Origin of the sequence: Brachybacterium nesterenkovii, assembly GCF_900163655.1 — a bacterium.
GTDB classification, from domain to species: Bacteria; Actinomycetota; Actinomycetes; order Actinomycetales; family Dermabacteraceae; genus Brachybacterium; species Brachybacterium nesterenkovii.
The window spans coordinates 20,208-31,820 of sequence record NZ_FWFG01000048.1; the positions used below are offsets into that span (position 1 = coordinate 20,208).

12 protein-coding genes are annotated in these 11,613 nt (G+C 73.4%); 10 read left to right on the plus strand and 2 right to left on the minus strand.

The features are described from left to right. Positions 1-35: 35 nt before the first annotated feature. A complete protein-coding gene (locus FM110_RS04830) occupies positions 36-650 on the minus strand; it encodes a DUF4126 domain-containing protein (RefSeq protein ID WP_087103183.1) in 615 nt (204 codons plus the stop codon). 133 nt (positions 651-783) lie between these two features. Here FM110_RS04830 and FM110_RS04835 point away from each other — a divergent pair, with 133 nt between their 5' ends. The 6 genes from FM110_RS04835 to FM110_RS13735 all read left to right on the plus strand — a co-directional run bounded on the left by FM110_RS04835 (position 784) and on the right by FM110_RS13735 (position 7,445). Then, positions 784-1,404: a hypothetical protein gene (locus tag FM110_RS04835; protein WP_327230442.1), complete on the plus strand. Its 621-nt coding sequence runs from the start codon at positions 784-786 to the stop codon at positions 1,402-1,404. 377 nt (positions 1,405-1,781) lie between these two features. Next, positions 1,782-2,402: a DUF47 domain-containing protein gene (locus FM110_RS04840; RefSeq protein WP_087103186.1), complete on the plus strand. Its 621-nt coding sequence runs from the start codon at positions 1,782-1,784 to the stop codon at positions 2,400-2,402. Between the two features lie 5 nt (positions 2,403-2,407). Beyond that, the gene (locus FM110_RS04845; RefSeq protein ID WP_087103188.1) at positions 2,408-3,409 is read left to right on the plus strand and encodes an inorganic phosphate transporter; all 1,002 of its coding nucleotides are present in this window, start codon (positions 2,408-2,410) and stop codon (positions 3,407-3,409) included. Between the two features lie 459 nt (positions 3,410-3,868). Continuing rightward, positions 3,869-4,351: a hypothetical protein gene (locus FM110_RS13730; RefSeq protein ID WP_143276266.1), complete on the plus strand. Its 483-nt coding sequence runs from the start codon at positions 3,869-3,871 to the stop codon at positions 4,349-4,351. 181 nt (positions 4,352-4,532) lie between these two features. Continuing rightward, entirely contained in the window at positions 4,533-6,170 is a 1,638-nt protein-coding gene (gene pgm / locus FM110_RS04855) for a phosphoglucomutase (alpha-D-glucose-1,6-bisphosphate-dependent) (RefSeq protein WP_087103192.1), read from the plus strand. Between the two features lie 330 nt (positions 6,171-6,500). Then, the gene (locus FM110_RS13735) at positions 6,501-7,445 is read left to right on the plus strand and encodes a hypothetical protein (RefSeq protein ID WP_143276267.1); all 945 of its coding nucleotides are present in this window, start codon (positions 6,501-6,503) and stop codon (positions 7,443-7,445) included. A gap of 3 nt (positions 7,446-7,448) precedes the next feature. Here FM110_RS13735 and FM110_RS04870 read toward each other — a convergent pair whose 3' ends face one another. Then, positions 7,449-7,979: an arsenate reductase/protein-tyrosine-phosphatase family protein gene (locus FM110_RS04870; protein ID WP_087103198.1), complete on the minus strand. Its 531-nt coding sequence runs from the start codon at positions 7,977-7,979 to the stop codon at positions 7,449-7,451. 319 nt (positions 7,980-8,298) lie between these two features. Here FM110_RS04870 and FM110_RS04875 point away from each other — a divergent pair, with 319 nt between their 5' ends. From FM110_RS04875 to FM110_RS04890, 4 genes are read left to right on the plus strand one after another with little or no spacing between them, the layout of a single operon-like run. Next, a complete protein-coding gene (locus FM110_RS04875) occupies positions 8,299-8,784 on the plus strand; it encodes a GNAT family N-acetyltransferase (protein ID WP_087103200.1) in 486 nt (161 codons plus the stop codon). Positions 8,785-8,798: 14 nt separating this feature from the next. Next, positions 8,799-9,959: an App1 family protein gene (locus FM110_RS04880; RefSeq protein ID WP_234991914.1), complete on the plus strand. Its 1,161-nt coding sequence runs from the start codon at positions 8,799-8,801 to the stop codon at positions 9,957-9,959. Next, positions 9,956-10,555, plus strand: coding sequence for a GNAT family N-acetyltransferase (locus FM110_RS04885; protein ID WP_087103201.1), 600 nt, complete (start codon positions 9,956-9,958; stop codon positions 10,553-10,555). Before FM110_RS04880 ends, FM110_RS04885 begins: the two co-directional genes overlap by 4 nt. A gap of 23 nt (positions 10,556-10,578) precedes the next feature. After that, positions 10,579-11,598, plus strand: coding sequence for an aldo/keto reductase (locus tag FM110_RS04890; RefSeq protein ID WP_087103203.1), 1,020 nt, complete (start codon positions 10,579-10,581; stop codon positions 11,596-11,598). Positions 11,599-11,613: the final 15 nt, after the last annotated feature.

The window sequence follows — 11,613 nt, forward strand, 5'->3', positions numbered from 1 at the left end:
CTGCACGCCCGGCTGCGGCCCGTTCAGGGCAGGGGTCAGGCGACCCCGACCTCGTCGGGCCCGACGGGCGCCCGCCTCTCCCGCGCCTTCCGCAGCCGTTCCTTGAGGTTCCGGTAGGCCCGGTGGATGCGGTAGACGAGGTACTTGCCCAGGGCGATCAGCACGATCGCGACGACGGCCGCGAGGACGGGCAGCACCAGGACGAGCGCACCCATGACCAGCGCCGAGACGTCCTCGATACCGGAGACGACCATGTTGGAGACGGGCTCCGGGGAGACGTTCACGGCGGCCCGCGCGGTGGCCTTGGTGACGTGCGCGCCGAAGGCGGTCGCACCGCCCAGCAGGGCCATGACGATCGCGTCGGTGGTGGAGGTCTCCCCGCCGAGGAGGAAGCCGATCGCGGCGCCCGCGACGGGGCGGATCACGGTGTTCAGCTGATCCCAGAAGGAGTCGAAGTACGCGATCTTGTCGGCCGCGAAGTCCACCAGCAGCAGGATGCCGGTGATGATGATGACGTCCCAGCGCTCGAGCACCTGCGGGACCTGATCGAGGTCGAAGATGCGGCCGGCCAGCCCCAGCAGGAAGACCATGAAGTACGGTCGGATCCCGCTGACCCAGCCGGAGCCGACGGTCATGAGCAGTGATTCCATGGGTCCCCTCCCCCTCTGTCCGACGCGGGTGCGCCGCCGATGTCCAGCGCGGCTGCGCCGCCGACCGGCGCTGGTGCACCGGGGCCGCCCCGGGGCGATGTCGGCGCGACGATGCCGAGCGTACAGTGGCGCCGTGCCTGCGCCCTTCCGCCGCCCCGCCTCCCTCTCGCCGACAGCACAGGACCAGCTGCCCGGCGATCCCGATCCTGCTCTCTCCACGGATCTGGCCCACCGCAGCGCCGAGGCGCTGCTGGCCGGGGTCCGCGGGTCCGCGGAGCCGGAGGTCGTCGAGCGCGTGGTGTCCCTGGCCCGCACCGAGGGCCTCGAGGACCTCGCCGCCCTGTGGTCGGCCTCCCCCGCCGGGACCCTTCCCGGGGCGCTGTGGCGTCTGTATGCCGTGCACACGTGGGTGCAGCGCGACAGCGATGAGGCCCTGCGGCGCTACGCAGCGGGATCGCGCACCGTGCCGGGCCTGCGCTATCTGGCGGGCCTGTCGGAGCCGCCGGACGTCGCCTCGGTGCGGGCCACCCTCGATGAGATCCTGCGCGGCGCCTTCACCGGCGATCTGGCGGTGGCGCTCGGCCGGGCGGGTGCCGTGATGATGCTCATCGCCTACGGCACGGCGCATTCGGCCGACGACCAGCACGACCCGGCCGCCCAGCAGGACCTCACCTCCCAGGCATCGCGCCTGCTGGCCACCGGCGAGGAGCTCGCCGCCGCGGCACGCCTCGAGGCGGCCGGCGAGCTGTCCTGAGTCGGACCCGTCCGGATCCGCCCTGGCCATGCGCCCCGAAGCGGCCGGCGAGCTGTCCTGAGCCTGGCCCCGCGCCATCGGCCCAGCGCCGGGAGGCCCCCAGCGCACGGGCCGTCGGCGTGCATTCCCGTCCCCGCGGGGAAGAACCTCACACGGCGACCGCCCCGCACGCCCGGCACGGCCCCTGCCCTGTGGCCTACAGTGGACGTGCGTCGGGCCGCGGTTGCCCCGGGCTCCACACATCGCCGCTTCGAGCGGCCTTCGCGCCGACAGGCGCATCCCGGTCCGGCGCTTCTTCTTCCCTCCTCCATCCGGCCCGGTGCCGGATCCCTCTCCAACCTCGCGGGCCAGCCCCGCCCATGACATCGGGAGCATGAGTGCGGCTCTTCCCCCGTCGCTACGAGAAGCAGCTGTTCGACCTCTTCGCGGACAGCGCGCACCTCATCGTGGCCGGAGCCGAGGCCCTGGCCCGCTCCCTCGGCGAGGATCCCGAGGAGCGCCCCCGCCTGGCCGCCCAGCTGCATGAGCACTCGGCCGATGCCCTGGCCCTGTCGCGCCGCATCTCCAACCGCCTCGCCGAGGCCCTCATCACGCCGTTCGAGGCCGAGGTGCTGCACGCGATGTCGCTGGCGATGTCCGACGTCCTGGACGCGATGGAGCGCACCGCGGACCTCGTGGTCCGCTTCCGCCTGGGCTCGATCCCGCTGCCCCTGCTCGAGACCGCCGAGCTGATCACGCGCGCCGCCGAGCTCACCGTCGAGGCGGCCTGGCACCTGGGCGACGTCGACGAGCTGCGCGAGTACCGGGCGGCGATGCGCCGTCTGGACACCCACGCCGAGCGGCTCATGCGCGGCGAGCTCGTCGACCTCTACGCCTCCGCCGCGCCCGCGGGCGAGATGATGCAGGTGCGCGAGGTGACGTTCGAGCTGCGCCGGGTCCTCGAGCGCTTCGAGGTCGTGGCCCGCTCCGCGGATCTGCTGCGCATCAAGGACTCCTGAGGCCGATGTCGCTCGGTCTCCTGGGCGTCGGCGCCCTCGCCCTCGCTCTCGCCGCCCTCAACGGACTGCACGACGCCTCGAACGCGGTGTCGACCACCATCGCCACCCGCACCCTCTCGGAGCGGGCGGCGCTGCGCCTGGCCGCCGGGCTGAACCTGCTGGGGGCGCTGCTGGGCCTGGGCGTCGCGGAGTCCGGGACCCGTCTCGCGCTCGACGGGCTGCGGCCCGCGCTCGAGCCCGCGGGCTCCGGGAGCACGGCGGTCGTGCTGATCACCGCGGCCCTGCTCGGCGGTCTCGCCTGGGGCCTGTTCACCTGGTGGCGCGGCACGCCGTCCTCCACCTGGCACGCCGTCTACGGCGGCCTCGCCGGGGCCACGCTCGCTCTGGGCCTGCGGGTCCCGTGGACGCACGAGATCGGCCTGGTCGCCCTGTCCCTGCTCATCTCCCCCCTGCTCGGGGGCGGCCTCACGTACCTGCTGGTGCTGGGCCTGGCGCGGGTGACGACCCGCACGCGCGTGCGCAATCGGCATCTGCGCGCCGCGCAGACGGTCTCGGCGGGGGCGGTGGCCGCGGGCCATGGCATGACCGACGTGCTGCTGCCGATGTCGGCGCTCGTGCTGGCGGCCGAGGCGACCGACTCGGCTCCCCTGCCGTGGTGGGCCGGCCCGCTGCTGGCGGTCGCGCTCGCGCTGGGGACCCTCGCGGGCGGACGACGGATCATCCGCACCCTCGTATCGCGCCTGACCGACCTGTCGACCGCGCAGGGCCTGGCCGCGGAGACCTCCGCGGCCGTGATGATGCTGGCCGCGAGCATCGGCCTGGGCGCGCCCGTGTCGACGTCGCACACGATCACGGCGGGCATCGTCGGCTCCGGCCTGGCCGTGGGGCCGCGCTCGGTGCGCTGGCCCGTCGTCGGCCGCATCCTGGCGACGTGGGTGGCGACGCCCGTGGTCGCGGGCGGTGCCGCGGCGCTCGCCGCGGCGGTCCTCTCCGTGCTCCCGGCCTGACCTCCCGCCGGCGCGCCTGGCCCCGGCTCTCCCGCCTCCCGGCTCGGCCCGCGCTCCCGGACTGGGTCCAGAGCGCGGTCCTATCCTGGCGGCCCCGCCCGCGGCCGCCGCCGTCCCGGCGGGACGCCCGGCGCCGGGCCCTGTGCCCGAGCGCGCGACCCCGACCCCGGAGCGACCGTGACCGACGATCCCAGCACCCGCCCGTCCCGCCCGCGCCCCTCCTACGGGCTGCCCGGGCCGACGCCCGCACCCGGTACCGCGTCGCCTGCGGGCTCCCCCGGCGGACCGGACGCTGCGGTCGGCGCGTACGGCGCTCCCGCGCCGCAGCGATCGCCCGCGCCGTGGACACCGGCTGATGGCACCTCCGGCGCGTCGGGCGGCGTCGGGCCCGGTGACGCGCCAGGCTCCGGTGATGCCCGAGGCTCCGGCGCCCCGAAGCGCCGCGGCGCCATCCCCCTCGTGCTCGGGTTCCTGTCGCTCGCCCTGTCCGTCGTCGCGCTCATCATCGGGCTGTTCGTCGGAGCCGGGTCGATGATGGGCGTCCTGTCCTCCGGGCTCACCCCCGTCTCCGGGCCGACGGAGGTCGCGGCGGAGAGCGGGCAGATGTACCTGGTGTACATCCCCGAGGGCTCTGCGACGACGTGCACGGCCGCCGGGACGACCCCCGACGCCGCGGTGACCGTGCCGGCGCAGGTCGGCAGCGCCCCGCTGGGTCCGAACGGGGAGACCTACGAGCCCGTCCTCGGGGTGCAGGCCTCCGAGTCCACGACGATCACGATCACCTGCACGGGCGAGGACGCCGGCTACATGGGGCCGGTGGACGCCCCCTCCGCGATGGTCCCCCTCGGCATCGGATTCCTCGTGGGCACCGTGCTCGGGATCCTCGGCCTGGTGCTGATCATCGTCGGGATCGTCCGCCTCGTGCGCTCGCGCCGCGCCTGACCGCATCCGGCGCGCTGCCCCGGGGGCGGCCATCGACCTGCCCCGCCACGCCGCCGCGACCGCCCTCCGGCGACCGTCTCACACCGTCGACATGCCCTCTCATCACCCCTGACGCTCCCCTAGAGTGGATGCGCGGGGCGGCGCAGTCGCCGCCCCACCCGTCGACAGGAAGAGCGGTTCCATGCATGCACGCGCTGGCCTCCCGGCCCTCCCCGAGGACCTGATCGACGTCGAGGCCCTCCTCGACGCCTACTACGACCGTCACCCGGATCCCGCGAACCCCGACCAGGCCGTCTCCTTCGGCACGTCCGGCCACCGCGGCTCCTCGCTCGACACCGCGTTCACGGAGGACCACATCGCCGCGACCACGCAGGCGATCGTCGAGTACCGCGCCGCGCAGGGGATCCGCGGGCCCCTGTTCATCGGCCGCGACACCCACGCCCTGTCCCGCCCGGCCTTCGACACCGCGCTCGAGGTCCTCGCGGGCAATGACGTGGCCGCACTCATCGACACCGGCGACACGTACACCCCCACCCCGGCGGTGTCCCACGCGATCCTCGTGCACAACCGCGGCAAGGGCCCGCAGGATCCGTCGCGGGCCGACGGCATCGTCGTGACCCCCAGCCACAACCCGCCGCGCGACGGCGGCTTCAAGTACAACCCGCCGCACGGCGGCCCCGCCGGTTCCGACGCGACCGGGTGGATCGCCGATCGCGCCAACGAGATCCTCCGCGACGGCATGAAGGGCGTGCGCCGGGTGGACCGCAGCCGCGCGCTCGAGCAGGCGGGCCGCTACGACTACCTGCACGCCTACATCTCCGATCTCCCGTCGGTGGTCGACATCGACGCGATCCGCCGCGCGGGCATCCGCATCGGCGCGGACCCGCTGGGCGGCGCCGCCGTCGACTACTGGGCCGAGATCTCGGAGATGCACGATCTCGACCTCACGGTGGTCAATCCCGCGGTCGATCCGCAGTGGTCGTTCATGACGCTGGACCGGGACGGGAAGATCCGCATGGACTGCTCGAGCCCGTGGGCGATGGCGTCGCTGCTGGCGGCCAAGGACGACTACGACATCGCGACCGGCAACGACGCGGACTCCGACCGCCACGGGATCGTGACCCCCGACGGCGGCCTCATGAACCCCAACCACTACCTGGCCGTGGCGATCGAGTACCTGTTCTCCCACCGCCCCGACTGGCCGGCTGGCGCGAAGGTGGGCAAGACCTGCGTGTCCTCGAGCCTCATCGACCGAGTGGTGGCGGCGATGGGCCGCGAGCTGTACGAGGTGCCCGTCGGCTTCAAGTACTTCGTGCCGGGCCTCGTGGACTCCTCGGTCGGCTTCGGCGGAGAGGAGAGCGCGGGGGCATCGTTCCTGCGCCGGGACGGCTCGGTGTGGACCACCGACAAGGACGGCATCATCATGGCGCTGCTGGCCTCGGAGATCCTCGCGGTCACGGGGAAGACCCCCTCGCAGCTGCACGTCGAGCAGGTCGAGCGCTTCGGCTCGAGCGCCTATGCGCGCATCGACGCCCCGGCCGACCGCGAGCAGAAGGCGCGCCTGAAGAGCCTGTCGCCCGAGCAGGTCTCCGCGACCGAGCTCGCGGGCGAGCCGATCACCGCGAAGATGACCGATGCCCCCTCGGGCGATGCGATCGGCGGCCTCAAGGTCACGACCGAGTCGGCCTGGTTCGCCGCGCGGCCGTCCGGCACGGAGGACGTGTACAAGATCTATGCCGAGTCGTTCCGCGGTGAGGAGCATCTGGCGCAGGTCCAGGAGGCCGCGAAGGCCGTCGTGGACGGCGCCCTGCAGAGCTGATCACGTTCCCCGGGCGCCTCACGGGGTGCCCGGGGAGCACGGAGCCCCGAGGGACCGTGCGGGGTTCCGGTGACGGAGACCGCGCTGCGGCGTGTGGCCACGGATCGCCGCGCGACCACCGACGATGCCGAACGAAGCGCCGAGAGCTGTGACCTGCTTCACACAGGAAGGCGTGCTCGCGTCCACATCGGGTTGCACGTCGGTCACTCGAGGAGGACGCTGGTCGGGAAGGTCAAGAAACGGCAAGGTACGCTCCAAGGCCAGTCCGCCCCGCCAGCGCGCGGGGTCATGCCGGAGCCAGGGCACTGAGGACGCGAAGGGAGAGACCGCATGCGTCGACGCATCACCACTGCCGCAGCGAGCACCTCCATGCTCCTCGCCGGGCTCATGCTGGCCGGGTCGCCAGCGGCGCTCGCAGTCGGTGAGTCTGGGACGACGGAGGGAACGACGTCCACAGAGTCGTCGCCGAGCACCACCACGTCGAGTTCGCCAGCGGAGCCGACGAAGCAGACGCCCACCACCGGCCCGACGACGAAGACGCCCACCTCGGATCCGACCACGTCGACGAAGACGCCCACCACCGACCCGACGACGCCCGAGTCCACGACGACGAAGCCCCCGGCCACGGACCCGACCACCACGCCGACGGATCCGACGACGTCCGAGCCCACGACGACGAAGACCCCGGCCACGGACCCAACCACCACGAGCGGCGGCGCCGACGAGACCACCGATTCGCGCCCCGCGCCGACCGAGGACGATTCCACGTCGAACACCACGGTCCCCACCCGGGATCGCGAGACGTCCTCGTCGACCGCGCCCCGCCGCGAGCAGACCACCGAGTCCGACCGCACCGCGTCCGACCGGACCACCTCGGATCGCACGACGCAGCCCGAGGGCACTCCGGTCACCCCCCGCACCACGTCGGACACCCCGGTCGAGTCGCCCGCCCCCGCGACGACCTCATCATCGACGCCGGGCGGCGGTGCGCAGACCGAGGCGCCGTCGTCCAGCTCCTCGCTCGCCTCGGTGCCGGTGACCACGACGACGCCCCCGTCCTCGAACGGCGGCGCCTTCCACGATCTGCTGTCCGCGTTCACCACGAACGACGGCACGACCTTCGGGCGTCTGCGCCAGATCCTCATGGTCACGTTCGGCGCGGGCTTCCTGACCGCCGCGGGGTTCATCGCCGCGACGTGGCGCTCCCGGTCCCGGATCGCGAAGGCCGAGCGCGAGCGGCGCCCCCTGGGCGACGTCGACGACCTCTTCGGCTGAGCGTCAGCGCGCGGCGTCGATCGCCCGCAGGCGCGAGCGCAGGTGCATGACGAGGCTCGGCACCGCACGCTCCATGCTCAGCACCGTCCTGTCGAAGGCCTTCTGACCCGAGTACCACGGGTCCTTGACCGCGAGGTCCTCCTCGCGCGCGTTCGCAGGGGCGGTCGGGTCGAACTGGCGCCACAGGTACAGCTCGGGCCGTGACGCCTCCGGCGGCAGCTCGTCGATCTTGCGGCGGAGGGTCTGCGCATGCTGCGCCGTCATCGGGAGCACCAGGTCCCACTCGCACATCTCGGACTGATGGATCACCCGCGACGTGTGCTCGAAGGGCTCCTCATAGCCCGCCCGGACGAGCGCGAGGACGATCCGCTCGTCCATCGCCTGGCCCGCGGCCTCCCAGCTGGTCCCGCCCGACTGCACCTCGACGCGGTCGGCGATGCCCGCCGTCTCGAGACCGCGGCGCAGGATCACGGCGGCGGCCGGCGACCGGCAGACGTTGCCGGTGCAGACGGTCAGGACACGGATGTCGGGCACGGGGATATCCTCCCAGGCCCGGGCGCTCCGTGCGCACTCAGGCACAGCGCGAGCGAGCGGCACGGCACGAGCCCTGCCCGCGGCGCGGGCGCGGTCGCACGGCACAGGCCCCGCGCGCGGCGCGGGCGCACGGCACAGGCCCCGCGCGCGGCGCGGGCGCACGGCACTGCATAGCGCAGGCGCGAGCATCTGCGGACGGGCGGATCGTGCACGGGGGCCCGGCGCTGTGGCAAGGTGGGGCCGGGGCCGAGGGGGCTCCGCCGATCACATCGAGGCCAGCCCGACCGAGGCGACCGAGACGCCGGGAGAGAGGACCGCCATGGCACAGATCGTCAGGGCCCACGACGAGCACTGGGCACAGGTGCGAGAGATCCGCCTGCGCTCCCTGAGCACCGATCCGCAGGCGTTCGGCGCCACCTGGGAGACCGAGTCGACGTACGACGAGGCCCGGTGGCGCGAGCTGCTGACCGAGGCGGCCTGGTTCCTCGCGCTCGAGGACGGCACGCCCGTCGGAGTCGTCGCCAGCCGCCACGAAGCCGATTCCCCCGAGGACGAGCGGGAGCTGCAGGGCATGTGGGTGGCGCCCGAGAACCGCAAGACCGGCCTCGCCCAGCGCCTGACCGATGCCGTCCTGGACTGGGCGCGCGAGGACGGGGCGAGCACGGTCGCGCTCTACGTGAGCCCCGCCAGCAAGCCCGCGATCGCCCTGTGGGAGTCCCTCGGCTTCACCGACACCGGGGAGCGCTGGCAGGTCGACGACGAGGACCCGTCCACGACCTGGCCCAAGTTCGCACGGCCCCTCTGAACCGCAGCTTCCCCGTGACATCCGAGAATCCCCCTCGTCGCCGCCTGCGTCCCCGCGCAGCGCTCGCGGGCCGCCGCGCAGGCGGCGACGAGCACCGCGCCGTCTCCTCCGATCTCCCCTCGGCCCGCCCGCACTGGGCCGCCCGCATCGAGGACGTCAAGAACCGCCTGATCGCGAGCGGGCTGCGCGCCGTCGGCTGGGACGTGCGCCTGCAGCCCTACACCGGCTACGGGACTCCGTCCCGGGTGCGCGTGCTCGCGAAGGCCCTGTACGCCCCGCCGCGCACCCCGGCCGACCACCACGACCAGCCCGTGCACGACATGCGCACGATGGCCGTGCGCGGGTTCCGCAGCTTCGCCTCCCAGTGCGCCCCGCGGGAGCGCGTCCGCATCGACGTCGGCGAGCGCTCCTTCACGGTCCGGGCCGACCGCGCCGGGATCATTGACGCGATGCTCGACGTGGAGCTCACGCCAGGGCGCCACGAGGCCGTGCTGTCGACCCACGCGGGCAATGCGATCACGACGGATGTGCTCGTGTTCGACCCGGCGCAGCGCCTGGGCCTGGTCAGCGACATCGACGACACCGTCGTCATCACCTGGCTGCCGCGACCGCTGCTGGCGTTCTGGAACGCGTTCGTGCTCCAGCAGTCCTCCCGCAAGGTCGTGCCGGGCATGCCCGCCCTGTACCAGGAGATCGCCCGGGCACGACCCGGCATCCCCTTCCTCTACCTCTCGACGGGCGCCTGGAACGTGTACCCCGTGCTGCGGCGCTTCCTGTTCAAGAACGGCTACCCGGATGGCCCCATGCTGCTCACGGACTGGGGCCCGACGAACACGGGCTTCTTCCGCTCGGGCATGCAGCACAAGCTGCGCTCGCTCGACCTGCTGCGCACCACGTTCCCAGAGCTGCGCTGGCTGCTGGTGGGCGACGACGGCCAGCACGACCCGGAGATTTACGGCGGCTTCAGCCGGGAGCACCCCGAGGCCGTCGAGGCCGTCGCGATCCGGCAGCTCTCGAACGCCGAGCAGGTGCTGTCCCACGGCGCCCGCCATGCCGAGGCCGATGAGCGCGCCGCCGGCCGCACCGCGGTGGAGGGGGCCGGCATCCCCTGGATGGAGGCTCCCGACGGGCACGGCCTCCTGCGCGAGATGCGCGAGCGGAGGGTGCTGCCGTGACGGCACTGCAGATCCGCGACGCCGTACCGGGCGACGCGCAGGGCATGCACGCCGTCATCGAGGCCGCCTACCGGGGCGAGGGCGGCTGGACCGCCGAGGGGCATCTGGTCGACGGGGCGCGCATCACCCTCGACGAGCTGCTGGTGCACATCGCCGATCCGGCGCGCATCGTCCTGGTCGCCGGGCGCCCCGTCGACGAGGGCCCGGTGGAGGAGGCGCCCCGGATCGTCGGCTGCTGCACGGTGCATCTGCCCTCTGACGCCCCCGACAGCCCCGACGCCACCGACGCCACCGACGCCACCGACGCCACCGACGCCACCGACGAGCGTCATCTCGCCGAGTTCGGGCTGTTCGCCGTGGACCCGCGCGTCCAGTCCGGCGGCATCGGGCGCAGCCTGCTCGAGGCGGCCCGGCAGCGGCTGCGCGAGCGCGGCATCGACCGCCTGATGATCCAGGTGCTCCAGTCGCGGCCGGAGCTGCGAGCCTGGTACGAACGCCGCGGCTTCGAGGCCACCGGTGAGGTCCTGCCCTTCCCCGCCACCGGGCTCAAGGTCGCGGGCCTGGGGATGGACGTGCTGGTCGCGCCCGTCGACTGAAGGCCCAGGACTACGCTCGGGCAATGAGCACCGTGCCCTACATCCCTGCCGAGGACCGCTACGAGCAGGCCCCCTACCGCCGCGCCGGCCGCTCCGGCGTGCTGCTGCCGCCCGTGTCGCTGGGCTTCTGGCACAACTTCGGGGGCGACCGCGATCTGGCCGATATGCGGGCCGTCGTGCGCCGCGCCTTCGACCTGGGCGTCACCCACTTCGACCTCGCCAACAACTACGGCCCGCCCTACGGCAGCGCCGAGACGAACCTGGGGACGATCCTGCGCGCAGACCTCTCCCGTCACCGCGACGAGCTGATCATTTCCACCAAGGCGGGCTACGACATGTGGCCGGGCCCCTACGGCGACCACGGCTCGCGCAAGTACCTGCTGGCGTCCCTCGACCAGTCGCTCGGGCGGCTGGGCCTGGACTACCTGGACGTCTTCTACCACCACCGCGAGGACCCCGAGACCCCGCTCGAGGAGACGATGGGGGCGCTGGCCCAGGCCGTCCGCTCGGGCCGGGCCCTGTATGCGGGCATCTCCAACTACTCCCCCGAACGCACCCGCCAGGCCGCCCGGATGCTGGCCGACATGGGCGTGCCGCTGCTGCTGCACCAGCCGTCCTACTCGATGTTCAACCGCCACGTCGAGAACGGCCTGCTGGACATGCTCGCGGACATCGGCGTCGGGGCCGCCGTGTTCTCGCCGCTGCAGCAGGGACTGCTGACCGACCGCTACCTGCACGGCGTGCCCGCCGGGTCCCGCGCCACCGAGGGCCGTTTCCTCACCGAGGACCAGGCGACCGACCAGACCTATCTCGAGCGGGCGCGCGGCCTGCAGGAGATCGCCGCCTCGCGCGGGCAGAGCCTCGCGCAGATGGCGCTGTCGTGGGTGCTGCGGAACCCGACCGTCACCACGGCCCTCGTCGGCGCCTCGAGCGTCGCCCAGCTCGAGGACAGCGTGGCCGCGCGCGAGAACCTCGAGTTCGCAGACGACGAGCTCGAGGCCATCGATGCCTTCGCGGTCGACGGGACCGGCGCCCGGCGCTGAGCCTCAGAGCACGGC